General features: G+C 61.2%; 18 protein-coding genes and 1 riboswitch. Of the genes, 12 read left to right on the forward strand and 6 right to left on the reverse strand.

The window, feature by feature from the left end; all coding sequences use genetic code 11:
- Window positions 1–44 precede the first annotated feature (44 nt).
- Window positions 45–1,058, forward strand: a complete 1,014-nt coding sequence (locus AC07VY_RS09265; protein WP_495097185.1) for a transglutaminase family protein — start codon at window positions 45–47, stop codon at window positions 1,056–1,058.
- Between the two features lie 90 nt (window positions 1,059–1,148).
- Complete coding sequence (locus AC07VY_RS09270; protein ID WP_495076575.1) at window positions 1,149–1,607, forward strand: RidA family protein; 459 nt, start codon at window positions 1,149–1,151, stop codon at window positions 1,605–1,607.
- Window positions 1,608–1,627: 20 nt separating this feature from the next.
- Here the strand turns inward: AC07VY_RS09270 and AC07VY_RS09275 are convergent, their stop codons facing one another.
- From AC07VY_RS09275 to AC07VY_RS09290, 4 genes are all read right to left on the reverse strand, one after another.
- On the reverse strand, window positions 1,628–3,406 hold the full coding sequence (locus AC07VY_RS09275; RefSeq protein ID WP_495097186.1) for a methyl-accepting chemotaxis protein: 1,779 nt from the start codon (window positions 3,404–3,406) through the stop codon (window positions 1,628–1,630).
- Between the two features lie 94 nt (window positions 3,407–3,500).
- Window positions 3,501–5,834, reverse strand: coding sequence for a DNA topoisomerase IV subunit A (parC, locus tag AC07VY_RS09280; protein ID WP_495097374.1), 2,334 nt, complete (start codon window positions 5,832–5,834; stop codon window positions 3,501–3,503).
- A gap of 173 nt (window positions 5,835–6,007) precedes the next feature.
- Window positions 6,008–6,772 carry a lytic transglycosylase domain-containing protein gene (locus tag AC07VY_RS09285; protein ID WP_495076577.1) on the reverse strand — a complete coding sequence of 255 codons (765 nt, stop codon included), beginning with the start codon at window positions 6,770–6,772 and terminating at the stop codon, window positions 6,008–6,010.
- A gap of 49 nt (window positions 6,773–6,821) precedes the next feature.
- On the reverse strand, window positions 6,822–8,798 hold the full coding sequence (locus AC07VY_RS09290; protein ID WP_495097187.1) for a DNA topoisomerase IV subunit B: 1,977 nt from the start codon (window positions 8,796–8,798) through the stop codon (window positions 6,822–6,824).
- A gap of 89 nt (window positions 8,799–8,887) precedes the next feature.
- Between AC07VY_RS09290 and AC07VY_RS09295 the strand changes: the two genes are divergently transcribed.
- The 8 genes from AC07VY_RS09295 (at window position 8,888) to AC07VY_RS09330 (ending at window position 15,365) form a co-directional block, all read left to right on the forward strand.
- Window positions 8,888–10,111, forward strand: a complete 1,224-nt coding sequence (locus tag AC07VY_RS09295) for an MFS transporter (RefSeq protein ID WP_495097188.1) — start codon at window positions 8,888–8,890, stop codon at window positions 10,109–10,111.
- Between the two features lie 3 nt (window positions 10,112–10,114).
- Window positions 10,115–10,240 (forward strand): hypothetical protein, encoded by a 126-nt coding sequence (locus AC07VY_RS09300; protein WP_495076580.1) that lies wholly within the window; start codon window positions 10,115–10,117, stop codon window positions 10,238–10,240.
- Between the two features lie 145 nt (window positions 10,241–10,385).
- Entirely contained in the window at window positions 10,386–11,267 is an 882-nt protein-coding gene (gene dapA / locus AC07VY_RS09305; protein ID WP_495097189.1) for a 4-hydroxy-tetrahydrodipicolinate synthase, read from the forward strand.
- Between the two features lie 91 nt (window positions 11,268–11,358).
- A complete protein-coding gene (bamC, locus tag AC07VY_RS09310; protein ID WP_495076582.1) occupies window positions 11,359–12,438 on the forward strand; it encodes an NlpB/DapX family lipoprotein in 1,080 nt (359 codons plus the stop codon).
- A gap of 20 nt (window positions 12,439–12,458) precedes the next feature.
- On the forward strand, window positions 12,459–13,235 hold the full coding sequence (locus AC07VY_RS09315; protein ID WP_495076583.1) for an MBL fold metallo-hydrolase: 777 nt from the start codon (window positions 12,459–12,461) through the stop codon (window positions 13,233–13,235).
- Between the two features lie 29 nt (window positions 13,236–13,264).
- A riboswitch (yybP-ykoY riboswitch) is annotated at window positions 13,265–13,439 on the forward strand.
- Between the two features lie 5 nt (window positions 13,440–13,444).
- The gene (locus tag AC07VY_RS09320; protein ID WP_495076584.1) at window positions 13,445–14,020 is read left to right on the forward strand and encodes a TMEM165/GDT1 family protein; all 576 of its coding nucleotides are present in this window, start codon (window positions 13,445–13,447) and stop codon (window positions 14,018–14,020) included.
- 24 nt (window positions 14,021–14,044) lie between these two features.
- On the forward strand, window positions 14,045–14,992 hold the full coding sequence (locus AC07VY_RS09325) for a cation diffusion facilitator family transporter (RefSeq protein ID WP_495097190.1): 948 nt from the start codon (window positions 14,045–14,047) through the stop codon (window positions 14,990–14,992).
- 133 nt (window positions 14,993–15,125) lie between these two features.
- Entirely contained in the window at window positions 15,126–15,365 is a 240-nt protein-coding gene (locus tag AC07VY_RS09330) for a hypothetical protein (RefSeq protein WP_495097191.1), read from the forward strand.
- A 92-nt stretch (window positions 15,366–15,457) separates the two neighbouring features.
- Here AC07VY_RS09330 and AC07VY_RS09335 read toward each other — a convergent pair whose 3' ends face one another.
- Window positions 15,458–15,967 carry a hypothetical protein gene (locus AC07VY_RS09335; RefSeq protein WP_495097192.1) on the reverse strand — a complete coding sequence of 170 codons (510 nt, stop codon included), beginning with the start codon at window positions 15,965–15,967 and terminating at the stop codon, window positions 15,458–15,460.
- A gap of 6 nt (window positions 15,968–15,973) precedes the next feature.
- On the reverse strand, window positions 15,974–17,092 hold the full coding sequence (locus tag AC07VY_RS09340) for a JmjC domain-containing protein (protein WP_495097193.1): 1,119 nt from the start codon (window positions 17,090–17,092) through the stop codon (window positions 15,974–15,976).
- 54 nt (window positions 17,093–17,146) lie between these two features.
- Here AC07VY_RS09340 and AC07VY_RS09345 point away from each other — a divergent pair, with 54 nt between their 5' ends.
- Window positions 17,147–17,671, forward strand: coding sequence for an FKBP-type peptidyl-prolyl cis-trans isomerase (locus AC07VY_RS09345; RefSeq protein WP_495076589.1), 525 nt, complete (start codon window positions 17,147–17,149; stop codon window positions 17,669–17,671).
- A gap of 93 nt (window positions 17,672–17,764) precedes the next feature.
- Window positions 17,765–18,964, forward strand: a complete 1,200-nt coding sequence (locus tag AC07VY_RS09350; protein ID WP_495097194.1) for an MFS transporter — start codon at window positions 17,765–17,767, stop codon at window positions 18,962–18,964.
- Window positions 18,965–19,158: the final 194 nt, after the last annotated feature.

Below are 19,158 nucleotides of genomic sequence, written 5' to 3' on the forward strand. Positions count from 1 at the left end.
CCGCCAGGCCGCGCACAGCGCAACCCATTGAAAAGGCCACCAAGATGCGCTTGGAAATCACCCACGAAACCAGCTACACCTACCATCCGGCAGTTGAAACGGCCCAGCATGTAGCGCATTTGCGCCCGCCCAGCAGTGCCCACCAGCAGCTACTGAGCCATACGCTGGAAATCAGCCCCACGCCCAGCCAGCTGACCCAGTCTTTGGATGTGTACGGCAATCTGTGCTCGTTCTTCTCGCTGCAGGCCGCCCATGAAAAACTGTGCGTGATCGCCCGCAGCGTGGTCAACACCCGCGAACCCGCCTGGGCTCAGAGCGGCGTGCCCTGGGAACAGGTGCGCGAGCGCTTTCGCTACCAAGCCGGCAGCCGCTTCAATCCGGCAGCAGAATTCGTGTTTGCGTCCCCCTATGTGCCGCGCCATGACGATTTCGCGGCCTATGCACGCCCCAGCTTCGCTCCTGGAGTACCCCTGCTGGTAGCGGCACAGGACCTGATGGAGCGCATCTATACCGACTTCACGTATTCATCCGAAAGCACCGAGGTCAATACACCCGCAGTAGAGGCACTAGCGCTACGCCAAGGCGTATGCCAGGACTTTGCCCACATCATGGTGGCCTGCTGCCGTGCCATGGGCTTACCGGCTCGCTATGTGAGCGGCTACCTACTGACGCACCCGGCACCAGGCCAACCCCGGCTGATTGGCAGTGACGCCTCCCACGCCTGGGCATCCGTCTATGTGCCCGACATTGTGGGTGACCAGGGCTGGTGTGACTTCGACCCCACCAACAACCGCATGCCGGGTGAAGACTATGTGACCCTGGCCACAGGCCGTGACTATTCCGACGTGTCACCGATGCGCGGCGTCATCCATGGCGGCGCCAGCCACACCTTGCGCGTCGCCGTCACCGTGATGCCACTGGAAGCCGCGCCGGTATCCTATGCCCACCTGACCCAACGCCAGGGGCAGACCGGGTCAGGCCAAGCAGACGGCGGCGCATCGCAAAGCCAATCCCAAAGCAGCAGCTGGTTGCCCTCGCCCACGCAATGGCAATCCTGAACCGAATCTGCGCCCACTTACTATCAAATAGATAGCTGCCTGCGCAGATAAAACCTGCGCTACAACCATTTTTCATCATAAGGAAGCACCATGGACATTTACGCCAAGCTCAAAGAACTCAACATCACCCTGCCCCCCGTTTCTACACCGGCAGCAGCCTATGTACCCTTTGTACAAACCGGCAATCTGGTGTTCCTGAGCGGCCATCTGGCCAAACAGGATGGCAAGGTCTGGGTGGGACAGCTCGGCAAGAACATCAGCACTGCCGAAGGCCAAGCGGCCGCCCGTGCTGCGGCGGTTGACCTGCTGGGCACGCTGCACGCTGCAGTCGGCGATCTGAACAAGATCACCCGCATCGTCAAAGTCATGTCCCTGGTGAACTCCACCGCTGACTTCACGGAGCAGCATCTGGTGACCAACGGCGCCAGTGAATTGCTGGGCACAGTGTTCGGCCCGGTGAAAGGCGCGCATGCACGCAGCGCTTTTGGCGTGGCGCAAATCCCCTTGGGTGCTTGCGTAGAGATCGAGCTGGTCGCGGAAGTCGCCTAGGTCGCGAACCCAGCCTCGGCTTAAAAAGTCTCCCAGTCGCCTTCGCCACCCGCTGAGGCGCTGGGCCGGCTTGCGGCAGCTGCCTTGGGCGCAGCCAAGGTCCGTGCTGGAGGGCTGACCACCTTCTTCGCTGCCGCAGTTGCAACAGGTTTTTGGGTAGCCAATTTGGCTGCGGGCTTGGTACTGTGGCCGGTGGCAACAGCGGCTTTGGCCGGTGCAGCATGCCGGGGCAGCGTGGACTGCCCCTGGATAGATGGGGGCACTTTGAACACCGCCACGGCGGATGCCAACTGCGCCGCCTGTTCCCGCATACTGCTGGCCGCAGCCGCGCTTTCTTCCACCAAGGCTGAATTTTGCTGGGTCATTTGATCCAACGTCACCACGGCTTGGTTGATTTCACCGATGCCCGAACTTTGCTCGTTGGCCGCAGAGGTGATCTCGCCCACGATATCGGTCACACGCTTGACCGACTGCACGATGTCAGTCATGGTACTGCCAGCCTGCGCCACCAGTCGTGCGCCCGACTCCACCTTCTCCACAGAACTATCAATCAAGTTCTTGATCTCTTTGGCGGCTTGGGCGCTGCGTTGCGCTAGGCCGCGCACTTCACTGGCCACGACCGCAAAACCACGGCCCTGCTCGCCCGCACGGGCCGCTTCCACAGCCGCATTCAACGCCAGAATATTGGTTTGAAAGGCAATGCCATCGATGACGCCGATGATGTCCGCAATCTTCTTGCTACTGGCATTGATGTCCTCCATCGTCACCACCACCTGCTTGACAACTTCACCCCCCTTTTGCGCCACGCTGGAAGCATTCGCCGCCAAGGTACTGGCCTGGTGTGCGCTGTCGGCACTCTGACGCACAGTATTGGTCAAGTGGTCCATGGACGCAGCTGTCTGCTGCAGATTACTGGCTGTCTGCTCGGTGCGGGCAGCCAGATCATTGTTGCCACTGGCGATTTCAGCACTGACGGTCGCAATGTTGTCCGTGCTCTGACGAACCTGGTGCACCATTAGTCCCAGTGACTGGCTCATTGCGCGCAGAGACCGCAGCAGATCGCCAAACTCATCCTGGCGGGTCGAATCAATCTCTGTACTGAGATCACCTTCGGCAATACGAGCCGCCACAAAATTAGCCTGCTCCAGCAACTGCCGGATGCTATTGATCAACCAGTATGCGCCGCCCAACAATCCCAGCACCAACAGCGCCAGCCCCACACAGACAACCTGGAACAGCATCGCCCGCTGCGCATTGGTTTCCACCTCCAATCGGGCCTGGGCTTGCTCCTGCATTTCCACGAATTTGCGCTGTTCGCTCAAATAATTGACAACTGCGGTCTTCACCTCGCCTTTCAGCAAAGCTTGGGCCTCGTCGGTTTTGCCATCTTTTTTGAGCTGCAATGCCCGCGCCCGCGAATCCAGCACAAGTTTGCGGTTGGCCGCAATTTTGTCCAGCTGAGCCTTGTCCTCAGGCGACAACTCCATGGCCGTGATCTCTTTTTGGATCTCGGTAATTTGGCTACTGGTCGCCGCAGTCGGCTCCTTAAACGCCTCGCTGACCGAAGCATCTGCACTCATCAAGCCGGCCTCGGCCCGCACCGCATTCAGCGCCGTCAAACCGGCCCACTGGGTAGAACGCACCACACGCAGCTCCATACCCCGCTGCGCCGTTGCTCCTTCAATCGCCAATTTCGCGGAACGAAACCCAAGCAGCCCAACCAACATCAGCACGAGAACTACGACAACCCCCACCGCCAGCCATAGTTTGGCGGCCACCCGCAAATTGCTGAATTTCATGCTGTGCTCCTTGTAATGAGTGCATTCCATCTTTCGCGAATTGTGACAGACATCCCCCGAAATCATGAAGCCGGTATTACCCCGGTTACATACTCTATTCCAACCTTAATACAGCACTCGGCTTGAACCCCAGATCCGCTAATTTGCCCTTGCGCCCACGCACCGCACGGGCATTGTTCAGGCTACGGATTTCCAGGGTTTCAGAACGCGGTTTGGCCCCACGCCCCACACCATCGATGCGGATGCTGCGCGTGTAAGCCACGGCGCCGGCCAGGCTGTCCTTGTCTTCCAGATCGATCATCATCAGGCCACGTCCGCCCTTGGGTTGATTCTTCAGCTCTGTGATCTCGAAGGTCAGAATACGCCCACCCGCCGATGCGCAGGCCACATGGGTTGCCGGCAGCACTGGCTGGCCACCGCCACCACCGCTGGCGTGCGACGGTGCACACACCGTCTCGCCCTCACCCACAGTGATGAAGGCCTTGCCACCTTTTTGGCGCGACAGCATGTCGTCCACCGTAGCCAGAAAGCCGTAGCCGCCAGAGCTGGACAGCAGCAGGCAAGCCGCAGCCGGGCCGGCAAAATAATGCGCCACCTGGGTACCAGGCTCCAGCTCAATCAGCGTGGTCACGGGCTGGCCATCACCCCGTGCACCCGGCAGCGAGGCGACCGGCACGGTGTAGACCCGACCGACCTTGTCCTTGGCCGTGCCGAACACCAGCAAAGTATCGACACTACGGCACTCGAAAGTGCCGTACAGCGCATCGCCCGACTTGAAGCTGTACTCGGCCGCCGCTCCAGCGGCCCGATCCTTGGCCCAGCCCTTTTGGGCACGGACCCAACCTTTTTGCGAGACCACCACGGTGACGGGTTCGTCCACCACCTTGACCTCGACCACGGCACGCTTTTCGGTTTGGATCAGGGTACGGCGTGCATCGGCGAACAGTTTGGCATCGGCCTCTATCTCCTTGACCATCAGGCGGCGCAGCACGGTGGGGTTGGCCAGCAACTCCTCCAGCTTGGCCTGCTCTTCGCGCAGGTTCTTCAGCTCCTGCTCGATCTTGATGGCTTCCAGCCGGGCCAGTTGGCGCAGGCGGATTTCCAGAATGTCTTCGGCTTGGATGTCGCTGAGATTGAAACGCGCGATCAAGGCTGCCTTGGGCTCGTCTGCCGTGCGGATGATGGCAATCACTTCGTCGATGTTCAGCAGCACCATGTGCCGGCCTTCGAGGATGTGGATGCGGGCCAGCACCTTGTCCAAACGGAAGCGCGAACGGCGCTGCAGCGTGGTCTGGCGGAATGTGATCCACTCCTGCAGCATCTGGCGCAACGACTTCTGCATGGGCCGTCCATCCAGGCCAATCATGGTCAGGTTAACCGGCGCAGAGGTTTCCAGGCTGGTATGCGCCAGCAGCGCAGTGATCAGCTCCTGCTGCTCGATACGGCTGGTCTTGGGCTCAAACACCAGGCGTACGGCAGCTTCCTTGTTCGACTCGTCACGCACCACGTCCAGCACCGACAGCACCGAGGCCTTCAGCTGGGTCTGCTCCAGGCTCAGGGCCTTTTTGCCAGCCTTGATACGCGGGTTGGTGAGTTCTTCAATTTCTTCCAGCACGCGCTGGGTGCTGACGCCGGGTGGCAGCTCATGCACCACCAGCTGCCACTGGCCGCGCGCCAGCTCTTCGATCTTCCACCGGGCGCGCACCTTGAGCGAGCCACGGCCGGTACGGTAGGCGTCGGCGATGTCGGCGGCGCTGCTGATGATCTGGCCACCACCGGGATAGTCGGGGCCAGGCACGAGGGCAAACAACTCCTCTTCGCTGAGCTGCGGCGTCTTGATCAGGGCCACGCAGGCATCGGCTACTTCGCGCAGGTTGTGGCTGGGAATTTCGGTCGCCAGGCCCACGGCAATGCCGCTGGCACCATTCAGCAGGTTGAACGGCAGACGGGCTGGCAATTGCTTGGGCTCTTCAAAGGAGCCGTCGTAATTGGGCACGAAGTCAACCGTGCCTTCATCAAGTTCGTCCAGCAACAGCGTCGTGATGCGGGACAAACGGGCCTCGGTGTAGCGCATGGCCGCTGCACCATCGCCATCGCGCGAACCGAAGTTACCCTGGCCGTCGATCAGCGGATAGCGCTGGCTGAAGTCTTGCGCCATGCGCACCATGGCGTCATAGGCAGCCTGGTCTCCGTGCGGGTGGTACTTACCCAGCACATCGCCCACGACTCGCGCGCTCTTGACGGGCTTGGCACCGTTCGGCCCGCCAAAGCCCAGGCCCATGCGCGACATCGCGTACAAAATACGACGCTGCACCGGCTTCTGACCGTCGGTCACATCGGGAATGGCCCGGCCCTTGACCACGCTGAGCGCGTATTCCAGGTAGGCACGCTGGGCGTAGCCAGCCAGGCTTTGGCCGCCATCGTCCATCGCGATCAGCGCGGGCTCTTCTGGCGGTTGCTGGGGTGGCTGTTGGGGCGGGTCTTGCGGCAGGTCCAATTCAGGTTGGTCGGTCATGGTCAAAGCACAAACTTCAAAGCAGAAAAGAAATAAAAAGACAGGGCCGCCCGCCACCGGGCGGCACAAGCAGGCCTAGCGGGAATTCAGGGAGCCACGCGCAGCAATGGGGCGTCTGCACTGGGCGGCATATTGCCGCGGCCAGACGCCCCGCCGGCCAGCTCCATGCGCACGCGCGTCGGTTGGCGGCGCTGGGCCGTCGCGGCCGCAGGCTTCAGGCTGGTGTAGAGCTGCAGCACGTTTTTGACGTAGGCCTGGGTTTCCTTGAAATTGGGAATCCGGTTGCCAGCCTTCTGTACCGCGCCCTCACCGGCGTTGTACGAGGCCACGGCCAAATCCAGCTGGCCGGGAAACATACGGATCAGATCGCTCAAGTAGCGGGCACCGATACGGATATTCGTCTTCGGGTCGGTCAGCTTTTGCTCAATGCTGTTTTTGGGGTCACCCACCAGGCCATAGCGCTCGGCCGTGGCCGGCATGATCTGCATCAGGCCCACGGCGCCCTTGGGCGACACGGCCGTGCTGCTGAAACCGGATTCGGTGACGATCAACGCCTGCAGCAACTCGTAGTCGATGCTGAGCTTGTTGGCGGCCTCTTGCAAATGGTGTTTCACCAGCTTGTAGCTGGGAGAAATATCAAAAAACGCCAACAACTTGGATGGAACGCCGGGTGCCGGCTGGGCCGCGCTGGTGAGCGGCTGCAAACCCTGGGTGGTGTCAAAACTTTCGTCGCCCTGGAAGAACAGCTCGTAACGCTCATCCTCCCGCTGGGTCGAGAAATGCGCCACACCCTGGGGGTCGATATAGCCCCACACATCCGCATGCGCCATCTGCTGCAAAAAGAGTAGCATTAGACCTAAGCAGAATCTGCGGTAGATGCCAAAAGTATTCATGGTTTCATCAAACGTCGATTTCAACCGCATCACCGTGCAGTTCCATGAGTTCACGCCGTGAACCGGCCTCGCCTTTACCCATGAGCTTGGTGATCAGGTTTTCAGTCTGCTCGAAGTTAACACTCCCCAGCTGCACCGGCAACAGGCGCCGGGTATCCGGGTTCAGCGTGGTGTCCCACAGCTGCTCGGCATTCATCTCGCCCAGGCCTTTGAAGCGGCTGATGCTCCAGGCACCTTCACGTACGCCTTCCTTGCGCAGCTTGTCCAGAATCGCAGTCAGCTCGCCCTCGTCCAGCGCATAGGCCTTGGACGCCGGCTTTTTGCCGCGCGCCGGCGCATCCACACGGAACAGCGGCGGACGGGCCACGTACACGTTGCCGGACTCGATCAGCTTGGGGAAATGGCGGAAGAACAGGGTCAACAGCAGCACCTGGATGTGGGAGCCGTCCACGTCCGCATCGCTCAGGATGCAGATCTTGCCGTAGCGCAGGCCACTCAAGTCGGGGGTATCGTTCGGGCCATGCGGATCGACGCCGATAGCAACCGAGATGTCGTGGATTTCAGTGTTGGCAAACAACCGGTCGCGCTCCACCTCCCAGGTGTTCAGCACCTTGCCACGCAGCGGCAGAATCGCCTGGCTTTCCTTGTTGCGGCCCATCTTGGCGCTGCCGCCAGCGGAGTCGCCCTCGACCAGGAAGACCTCGTTCTGCGCCAGGTCGCGGCTTTCACAGTCGGTCAGCTTGCCGGGCAGCACGGCCACGCCGGAGCCCTTGCGCTTCTCAACCTTCTGGCTGGCTTTTTGCCGGTACTGGGCGGCCTTGATGGCCAGCTCGGCCAGTTTTTTGCCGTATTCCACATGCTGGTTCAGCCACAGCTCCAGCGCCGGGCGCACAAAGCTGGACACCAGGCGCACGGCGTCACGCGAATTCAGGCGCTCCTTGATCTGGCCCTGAAACTGCGGGTCCAGCACCTTGGCGCTGAGCACAAAGCTGGCGCGGGCGAACACGTCTTCGGGCAGCAGCTTCACACCCTTGGGTAGCAGGGAATGCAGCTCGATGAAGCTCTTCACCGCATTGAACAGGCCATCACGCAAGCCCAGCTCATGCGTGCCACCCACGGTGGTGGGGATCAGGTTGACGTAGCTTTCGCGCACCGGCGCGCCATCTTCGGTAAAGGCCACGCACCACTGGGCGCCCTCGCCTTCGGCAAAGATTTCATGGCCGCCGTCGGCAAAGCCCTCGCCCTCGAACATGGGGATGACCAGCTCGCCGTTCAGCGTCTGGGTCAGGTAGTCGCGCAGGCCGCCCTTGTAAGACCAGGTTTGCACGTCCTTGGTTTTCTCGACCGTCAGGGTTACGGTGACGCCGGGCATCAACACCGCCTTGCTGCGCAACAAGTGGATCAATTCGGCCATGGGCAGAGCCACGGACTCGAAGTATTTGGCATCCGGCCAGACGCGTACGCTGGTGCCGGACTTGCGGTCACCGGACTCGGCCTTGCGCACCTGTAGCGGCTCGACCACGTCGCCATCTGCGAAGACAAGCTTGGCTACCGAGCCGTCGCGGTGGGAGGTAGCCTCCAGCCGCAGCGCCAGGGCGTTGGTCACGCTCACGCCGACGCCGTGCAGGCCACCGGAGAAGCTGTAAGCGCCTCCTTTGCCCTTGTCGAACTTGCCGCCCGCATGCAGGCGGGTGAACACCAGCTCGATGACCGGCGCTTTTTCTTCCGGGTGCATGCCGAACGGAATACCACGTCCATCATCTTCGATGCCCACAGAGCCATCAATAAAAAGAGTGACGCGGATACGCTTGCCGTGGCCTGCCAACGCCTCATCGGCCGCGTTGTCCAGTACTTCCTGGATTACGTGCAAGGGGTTGTCGGTACGGGTATACATGCCCGGCCGCTGCTTGACGGGCTCCAGGCCCTTGAGTACGCGGATCGAGCTTTCAGAATATGCGGGGGTTGCAGAAGTTTGGGTTGCCATGCGGCGGATTGTAGTGGTTCATCGCCACAAATACTGGATGTAACAACAGCCCAGGCTTCACACTCCGGCAAATTGGCTACAGTACTGGAATGAACCGCACGCCCCCTTCTTTATCCATCACCCAATTGCTGCTGTATGGCGGCACCATCGTCACCCTGTCCATGGGCATACGCCACGGTTTTGGCCTGTGGCTGCAGCCCATTACCCAGGCCCAGGGCTGGACCCGCGAAACGTTTGCCTTCGCCATCGCCATCCAGAATCTGGCCTGGGGCATCAGCGGCGTCTTCGCCGGCATGCTGGCGGACAAGTTTGGTGCCTTCCGGGTGATGTTGGTCGGCGCGCTGCTGTACGCGCTGGGTCTGCTCGGCATGGCCTATGCAGCAACGCCGCTGCAGTTCATGCTCAGCACCGGCGTGCTGATCGGCATGGCGCAGGCGGGCACAACCTATGCCGTGGTCTACGGCGTCATTGGCCGCAATGTTCCGGCCGACAAGCGCTCCTGGGCCATGGGCATCGCCGCCGCCGCCGGCTCGTTCGGTCAGTTCCTGATGGTGCCCACCGAAGGGCTGCTGATCAGCCAGTTCGGTTGGCAGCAGGCCTTGGTGATACTGGGCTGCGCGGCGCTGCTGATCATGCCGCTGGCCTGGGGCCTGCGGGAACCCGGCTTTGGTACAGGCCAGCCGGCGCACCGGGAGCAGACCATTGCCCAGGCCCTGAAAGAAGCCTTCAAGTACCCCAGCTTCCAGCTGCTGATGGCCGGCTATTTTGTCTGCGGCTTCCAGGTGGTGTTCATTGGTGTGCACATGCCCAGCTATCTGCGCGACAAAGGTTTGTCACCCCAGGTGGCTAGTTATGCACTGGCCTTGATCGGCCTGTTCAATGTGTTTGGCACCTACTTGGCGGGAACGCTGGGCCAACGCATGCAGAAAAAGAACATCCTGGCCTTTATCTACTTTGCACGTGCAGTGGTCATTAGCCTGTTCCTGCTGGCGCCGCTGACGCCCATGAGCGTGTACCTGTTTGCAGCCACCATGGGCGTTCTGTGGCTGTCCACCGTGCCACCCACGAATGCAGCGCTGGCGCAGATTTTCGGCATCCAGCACATGTCCATGCTTAGCGGTTTTGTGTTTCTAAGCCACCAGATCGGCTCCTTCATGGGCGTCTGGCTGGGCGGCTATATCTACGACCGCAATGGCAACTATGACCTGGTCTGGTACATCGCGATTGCGCTGGGCGTGTTCGCCGGGCTGGTGAATCTGCCTGTAAAGGAGGCGCCCATACGCCGTGCCGCAGGCGCAGTACAAGGGGCCTGACGGATGCGCCGCAGCACCAAACCACTGGCCTGGTGCGCTGCGCTGGCCGTGCTGGCCGGCGTGTTCATGCTGTACACCCGGCCTGAGTTCCTGGTAGACATGGCCAATCAGCTGTGGGCCTGCTTTTGAATGAAATTGACCTCCAGCGCAGGAAATACTTGCGCAAGTAGCTATATATTTAATAGCAAAACTGCATTTTCCACGCCGGCCACCCAGCACAAACCCGTTACACGCTCTAGTTAGAATGGCCATTTTCCCGTTTGAGACTGCGGACATGACACCCATTACTGGCAGCATCGTGGCACTCGTGACCCCGATGCATGAAGACGGCAGCGTGGACTACCCCACCCTGCGCAAGCTGATCGACTGGCACATCGCCGAAGGCACCGACTGCATAGGCGTGGTTGGTACCACGGGCGAATCGCCTACAGTCAACGTCGAAGAGCACTGCGAGATCATCCGCGTCTCGGTGGAGCAGTCCAAGGGCCGCGTCCCCATCATGGCCGGCTGCGGTGCCAACTCCACCGCCGAAGCCATTGAACTGGCCCGCTTCGCCAAGGGCGTGGGCGCTGACTGCCAGTTGCAGGTCGTGCCCTACTACAACAAGCCTACGCAAGAAGGCCAGTACCAGCACTTCAAGGCCATCGCCGAAGCAGTGGACCTGCCCATGGTGCTGTACAACGTGCCCGGCCGCAGTGTTGCCGACATGCTGCACGATACCGTGCTGCGTCTAGCACAGGTGCCCGGCATCGTCGGCATCAAGGAGGCCACCGGTAACATCGAACGCGCCCAATGGCTGATCCGCGACGTGCCAGCCGGCTTTGCCGTCTACTCGGGAGACGACCCTACCGCTGTGGCCCTGATGCTGTGTGGCGGCCAGGGCAACGTCAGCGTTACAGCCAATGTGGCACCACGCCTGATGCACCAGCTGTGCGTAGCTGCCATGGCGGGCGATGCACGCGGCGCCATGGAAATCCAGCGCAAACTCATGCCTGTGCATAAAAACCTGTTTGTGGAAGCCAACCCAATCCCCGTGAAATGGGCCATGGCCCATATGGGCTTGTGCGGCGCCACTATGCGCCTGCCCATGACTCCGCTATCGCCCCATCTGCACGCCACAGTGCAAGACGCACTGCGCAACGGCGGCCTGATCTAAACCATTCCGCGACACCTGCCGCAACAAAGCCCTGGGCATCCCGCCCGGCCACCCATTGCGGCATAAGCCCTCACCCTTTTAGGAACGACACGTGAACCATATTGCAAAAGTTGGATTGCTGGGACTGACACTGGCCCTGGGCGCCTGCAGCGTACTGGAAAGCGACAAGATCGACTACAAGAGCGCCTCCAAGGCAGGCCCTTCGCTCGAAGTCCCACCCGACCTGTCGCAACTTACCCGCGACTCCAAATATGTGGTACCGGGCAGCGCCGTGACCGCCAGCAACTACAAGGTCGGCCAGGTCGCTTCTGCCGCACCTACTGCCGCCTCTTCGCTGGGCGACATTCGCATCGAGCGCTCGGGCACACAGCGTTGGCTGGTGATCAACCGCCCGGCCGACCAGCTGTGGGGCCCCGTGCGTGACTTCTGGCAGCAAAACGGCTTTGTATTGACCGAAGACCAGGCCAGCCTGGGCATCATGGAAACCGACTGGGCCGAAAACCGCGCCAAGCTGCCGCAGGACATCATCCGCAGCACCATTGGCAAGGTATTTGACTCGCTGTACTCCACCGGCGAACGCGACAAGTTCCGCACCCGCCTGGAACGCACAGCCACCGGCGGTACCGAGATCTACATCAGCCACCGCGGCATGGTGGAGGTCTATACCAGCCAGTCCAAAGACCAGACCATCTGGGAACCCCGCCCCACCGATCCCGAGCTGGAAGTCGAGTTTCTGCGCCGCCTGATGCTGCGCCTGGGCGCTCCGTCTGAGCAGGTCAAGGCCGTGATGCAGGCCGAAGCCAGCAAAGCCGGCGCCCGCGTGTCCACACAGGGCAGCCAGCCCGTAGTGCAACTGGACGATGGTTTTGACCGCGCCTGGCGCCGTGTCGGCCTGACACTGGACCGCACCGGCTTCACCGTAGAAGACCGCGACCGCAGCCAGGGCGTGTATTTCGTTCGCTATGTCGAGCCGAACGCAAGCAAGAAGGAGCCCGGCTTCTTCAGCAAGCTGTTCAGCAAGGACACCACGGCACAGCCGCTGAAATACCGCATCTCGGTGCGCAGCGCGGGCGAGTCCACTACCGTGGCGGTACTCAACGCCGAAGGCGCACCGGAAACCTCGGCCAATGCCCAGCGCATCATCAAGATCATTGCGGACGATCTGAAATAAGCCCAACCGGCTAGCTCCGCTTGCTGCGCTTCAAAAGCCTGGGCAGTGGCAGCACAGGCAATGGAACCCTGGTAGAAGCCAAGACCGGCACGCACACCACGCGCGTGCTGGTCGATTGCGGTTTTGGCACCCGCCAGCTCGACCAGCGGCTGGCCCTGGCTGGTGTACAGCCCGGGCACATCGATGCCATCTTCATCACCCACGAGCACGGTGATCACGTCGGCTGTGCACGGCAATGGGCCGTGCAGCACCGCATTCCCATCTGGATGAGCCAAGGCACTCTGGCCGCCATAGGCACGCCCGACTTTGATGGCCTGCTGCATATCGCACGCGACCTGAGTCCGATCGATCTGGGCAGCTTGCAACTACACCCCTTCACGGTCCCGCACGATGCGCGCGAACCGCTGCAGCTGCGCTGCGTGCATGGCGACAAACAGCTGGGCATCTTGACCGACCTGGGCCACGCCACACCCCATGTGCTGGAGCAACTGATGGGCTGCCAGGCCATGCTGCTGGAATGCAACCACGACCCGGATCTGCTGGAAGCATCGCGCTACCCCACCTTCCTCAAACGGCGCGTGGGAGGTCTGTATGGCCACCTGGCCAACCATGCAGCAGCGGCGATTGCACAATGCCTCATCTCGGGCGGCCTGCGCCAGGTGGTGGCCGCCCACCTGAGCGAGAAGAACAACCATCCCAGCCTAGCCCTGGCCGCGCTGACGCAAGCCTGCGGCTGCGACACCCTGCAGATCGGTGTGGCCGATGCAACACAGGGCGCGGATTGGGTAGCGGTGTAGGCAGAACTGCCACATTCATCGGCTATCATCACAGCTTCATTGGGGAGTAGCCTCTCATCAGCGCATGGGGCTTACGTCAACATACTTGGTTGCCCATCAACCATGGCGTAAGCGGTTCAATCTTGGCAAGACCTTTGACCATACCGTCCCGGTTCGGCCAGGGGGTGGAGTGGTCATTCGTCTCGCATCTGGCCAAGGAAAACCCACCCATGGAAGCATTTCTCGTATCCACAGGCATCGTCGCACTGTCCGAAATCGGCGACAAAACCCAGCTCCTGGCCTTTCTACTGGCCGCAAAGTTTCGCAAGCCCTGGCCCATCATTGGCGGCATTTTGGCCGCCACCATCGCCAACCACGCATTTGCGGGAGCAGTGGGCTCATGGCTTACCTCCATCGTCAGCCCGGAAATCCTGCGCTGGATACTGGGCGTAAGCTTTATCGGCATGGCAGCCTGGACGCTGATACCCGACAAACTCGATGATGACGACGCCAAGCTGCTGCGTTTCGGTATTTTTGGCACCACCCTGGTAACTTTTTTTCTGGCAGAAATGGGTGACAAAACCCAGTTCGCCACAATTGCCTTGGCGGCCAAGTACCATAGCTTTTTCAGCGTGGTCGCAGGAACAACACTGGGCATGATGCTCGCAGACGTGCCCGCAGTCTTGCTGGGCGACAAATTGGCGCAGCGCATTCCAAGCAAGCTGGTACACCGCATTGCTGCAGTCCTTTTCGCCCTCATCGGCATCGCCACATTGATGGGCGCCGGCGCTGGACTCGGCTTCTAGTAAAGCCATAAAAATGGAGCCTTGATGGATACATCCCTGCTGACCGACAACACCGAAGAAACACCGGCCGACCTGGCAATCAAGGCTGCGGCGGCTTCCAGAAGCACCTGGGTCAGCGTCGTCGTCAACCTGGTTTTGAGCGGCACACAAATTGTCATCGGCGTGTTCTCGAAGTCTCAGGGTTTGATTGCCGATGGTGTGCATTCGCTGTCCGATCTGGTCGCGGACTTTGCTGTGCTGCTGGCCAACCGACATAGCCACAAAGGCCCGGACAAGGAGCACCCATATGGCCACCAGCGTTTTGAAACCGGCGCCTCCTTGGCGTTGGGCCTGTTGCTGCTGGCCGTGGGTGTAGGCATGGTGTGGAATGCTGCAGTGAAGCTGGAGCAACCCAGCAGCATCGCCAGCGTACACATGGTGGCCCTGTGGGTCGCTTTGGGCGCACTGGTGGCCAAAGAACTTCTGTTTCGCTACATGCTGCGGATTGCTAAGTCGGTCAAATCCAGCATGCTGGTAGCCAATGCCTGGCATGCGCGGTCGGACGCGGCGTCCTCCCTGGTAGTGGGCCTGGGCATTGTGGGCAATCTATTGGGCTACCCTTTGCTGGACCCAATTGCAGCCCTGATTGTGGGCTTCATGGTGGGCCGTATGGGCTGGACCTTTGGCTGGGCCGCACTGCACGACCTGATGGACCGGGCCGCAGATGAGCAGGAGGTGGTCGCCATCCGCGAAACCATTGAGCAAACCCCGGGCGTGGTGGGCGTGCATGACATCAAGACTCGGCGTATGGGCGACATGATCGTGGCCGACGCCCATATCGTGGTACATGCCGACATCACGGTCGAACAGGGGCATGACATTGCGGTAGAGGCCCGGCGCCGCGTGATGCTACGCCACCGGGTGCTGAACCTGATGACCCATGTGGACCCGGCAGACAAACCCGACCTGGACCACCTGGCTGCCAAGACCTAAGCCCACCGGGCATCAAACAGGCAAAAAAAAGCCACCTTGCGGTGGCTTTTAATGTTTCGAGTAATGAATTACTTCGAAGCAGCGCTGGCAGCAGCAGCAGCGGCTGCAGCAGCAGCGTCAGCAGCAGGTGCAGATGCGTCAGCAGCAGGTGCTGGAGCAGATGCGTCAGCAGCAGGTGCTGGAGCAGGAGCAGGTGCTTCAACAGCAGGTGCGGGAGCAGGAGCTGGCTCTTCTTTTTTACCGCAAGCGGCCAGAGCAGCAGCAGCCATCAGAGCTGCGAGTACATAAGACTTGTTCATTAGAAAATTCCTTAGATGGGAAAACAATTTCCGGAAATCGTCAGCACATACAGTATGTCGGTGCGACCGAGTGAAAGCACTCGAGCTCTTTCAACTCAGCCTTAAATTATAAGCTTTTTCTTTCGCAATGCCTAAATACCCTTAGCGGAAAAACCAACAGTCCAGATCACAAACCCAGCACCGACGACGCAAACGCCGGGCTGCCTTTATGCCAACTCGCATCCAGGGTCTGATGCAACTGGATGCGGCTCGCGGCATCCTCCGTGCTCAAACCACTGCAATGCAGCGGGTCCAGGCGGCGCATCATCCATTCCGGGCTGTACAGCGCGCTGGGCAACTCCAACGGATCGGCACTGCGCCAGGCCCTGCACTCCACCAAGTGCGACCAGGTCACGCGCCACTCCACAAAGCGCGCATGGCGGCGCACCACTTCGTCAAAATTCTGGGCCAGCATAGTGAAACGCCGCCCCGAGCGGGCCCAGGACTGCAATGCCGTGCAGACAGCGCGCTCGCCCAGAGGCCAGTCCTCAAAGTTGCTGTCGGAGATGAAAATCTCGCGCCAGCCCTCGTGCGCAGCACAGGCAAAGGCGTCACGCACCAGTTGCTGGAAGGCCACGCGCCCCAGAAAACGCCCCTGGGGGCGCTGCGGTAAAACAGGTTCAGGCAGCGTGTCCATACGACCTCAGCCCGTGTGCACCCAGCCCGATTCGCACCACGACACCAGCAGCGAGTAAGCGTCGGTGCTGGCTTTGGCCAGGGTTTTGGCATCTAGCCGACGCTGGTCGGACAGGCGGCGCATCAGGGTCGCATCCTTGCCCGAGGCGCGGTAGCTCTCACCGTTGATGAAGATATGGTGGGCGTCGTAGACCATGCGGGTGCGCGGGTCCAACACAACGTTTTCCAGCGGCCCGGAAAGCTCTTGCGGATCGAACCAGACCTTGGCTTTGGGCTCGGTCAAAACCTCGCCCAAAGCGCATTGCAAGGCCTGCGGGTCGTCCAGCAAAGCCGTTAATGCAGACTGTGCAAAGTCTTGTAAAGATGCCGGAATGGCACCCGGATTTTCGGTCGCGGGCAGACCGGCATCGCCATACAAGGCCTCGCCCACCACGTCATCGGCCTCCTCGGCCATGCGCTGCAGCAGCTCGCGCGCCAGCTCACCGCGGCTGGGAGCCCGGAAACCGATGGAATAGGTCATGCACTCGCCCACGGCAACGCCGTCATGCGCATAACGCGGCGGCAGGTAGAGCATGTCGCCCGGCTCCAGCACAAACTCCTGCTCGTGCGTGAATTCGGCCAATATCTTCAGCGGTGCGCCCTCCACCAGCGTCAAATCCTTTTGCCGGCCAATGCGCCAGCGGCGCTGGCCGTGGGCCTGCAGCAGAAACACGTCGTAGCTGTCAAAGTGCGGGCCGACACCGCCGCCGTCGGTGGCGTAGCTGATCATCAGGTCATCCAGGCGCACATCGGGCACAAAGCGGAACTGCTGGAGCAGCGCGTGCACGGTGGCGGCATGGGTGTCCACGCCCTGCACCAGCAGGCTCCAGCCCGGGGTCTTCAGGGCTGGCAAGGCGCGGCGCTGGAACGGACCGGTTTTCATCTTCCATTGGCCCTTGTCCCGGGTTACCAGGCGCGACTCAACCTCTTCCTGCTCGGCCAGCGCAAACAGCGCACTGCGGTCCAGCAAAGCCTGAAAGCCGGGGATGGCCTGGCGGATCAACAAAGGTTTTTTCTGCCAGTAGCGCTGCATAAACTGCTGCGGGCTGATGCCACCGAGCAGGGGCAGAATCTGGGTAACGTCCATGGTTTTCCTTGTGTGCGTGGTCAGGACGGGTGCCTAAACTGCGACAATTCTCCTATGGAAATCACACAACAATGCGTCGCAGCCCTGACCTGGACGCTGAAAGACACCCTGGGCGAAGAGCTGGACGTCCTGGACGAACCCGTCGAATTTTTGGTCGGTGGCTCCGACCTGCTGAAGAAGATCGAGGAAGCGCTGATCGGCCTGGCGCCGGGCTCCGTGGTCGAGCTACAGCTGGAGCCTGAAGACGCTTTTGGTGACTTCAACGACCAGTTGCTCTTCCTGGAAGCGCGCAATCTGTTCCCCAGCGAACTGGAAGAAGGCATGGTCTTCGAAGGCACGGCACTGCCCAAAGGCACCAGCCCCGACATCCCGCAGGACGTGCTGTACACCGTGTCCGAAATCTACCCCGAGCATGTGGTGCTGGACGGCAACCATCCGCTGTCCGGCATTGCCCTGCGCCTGAAACTGCGGGTGGAAGACGTGCGCGAAGCGACCGAGGAAGAAATCGGCCGTGGCAGCACAGGCGCCAGCTTTTTCAATATCACGCCCGGCGCACCCGACGGCGAGACCCTGCACTAGGGTTTAAAGAAAATCGACTGCCAGCGCAGGTAATAGCTGCGCTGGCAGCTCTCAATTCAATAGCACCTATTCTTGCCCGCACGAAGGCCCCCATTGCCCGACTTGTTCCAACACCGCGCCTTCGTCCGACTCTGGATTGCCCGCATCTTCGGCACCTTGGGCAGCCAGATCCTGATGTTGGCCGTGGGCTGGCAGATGTACGACCTGACCGGCAGCGCCTGGGACCTGGGCCTGGTGGGGCTGCTGCAGTTTCTGCCCGCCCTGTTGCTGTCACTGCTGGCCGGCCATGTGGCCGACCGGGTGCACCGGGGTCGCATCGTGGCCTGCTGCGTAGCTGTGCAGGCCCTGGTGGCCTTGTCACTGCTGTTGGTCACGCATGAAGAATGGGTCAGCCGCAGCTGGCTGTTGTTCGTGTCACTACTGCTGGGTGCGGCGCGGGCCTTCCAGATGCCGGCACAGCAGGCCTTGACACCCTTGTTGGTGCCGCCAGCCCTGCTGCCGCGTGCCATGGCACTCAGCTCAGCTGGTAACCAGGCGGCCACCATAGGCGGCCCAGCACTGGGTGGGGCCATCTTTCTGGCCGGGGCCAGTGCGGTCTATGCAGCGGGTGTGCTGCTGTTCGGTATCAGCGTGCTGCTGCTCAACGGCCTGCGCTACGACCATGTACCGCCGCCGCGCGAGCCCATGACGCTGAAAAGTGTGCTGGCCGGTGTGCACTTCATCTGGGAACACAAGCCGATTCTGGGCGCCGTGTCACTGGACCTGTTTGCCGTGCTGCTGGGCGGTGCCACCGCGCTGCTGCCCATGTTTGCCAAGGATATTCTGCACACCGGGCCCTGGGGCCTGGGCCTGCTGCGCGCCGCTCCGGCCGTGGGTGCCTTGACCATGTCCATCGCCCTCACCCGCTGGCCGCTGCAGCGCCGTGTGGGCCACACCCTGCTGCTGGCCGTGGGCGTGTACGGGCTGTGCATGGTGGTGTTCGGTGCGTCTACCAGCCTGCTGCTGTCGCTGGTGGTGCTGGGCATTTCCGGCAGTGCCGACATGGTCAGCGTGGTGGTGCGCCAAACCCTGGTGCAGCTGGAAACGCCCAACGAAATGCGGGGCCGGGTTAGCGCCGTGAATTCGGTGTTCATCGGTGCGTCCAACCAATTGGGCGAATTCGAGTCCGGCGCCACGGCCGCGCTGCTGGGCCCGGTGGGCTCGGTGGTACTGGGCGGCATAGGCACGTTGGTGGTCGCGGCCCTGTGGCTGCGCCTGTTCCCGGGTCTGGCCCGGCGCGACACGCTTCAATAACACCAAGAAGCTTGCATACTGTGCGTGGCCTCCCCACGCAGAGTCGAACAAGAAGAATCGGTAGATCCGACAAGGCCGGATACCGCTTCTCCCTCTTTGCCCGCACACCTTTCATGCTGCTCTCTAAACACCTGTTCGCATCTGCAATGTCATCGTCGAACATTTTTTAGTCAGATAGCGGACACCAAAACCCC

This window comes from Rhodoferax sp. GW821-FHT02C08, assembly GCF_059421805.1.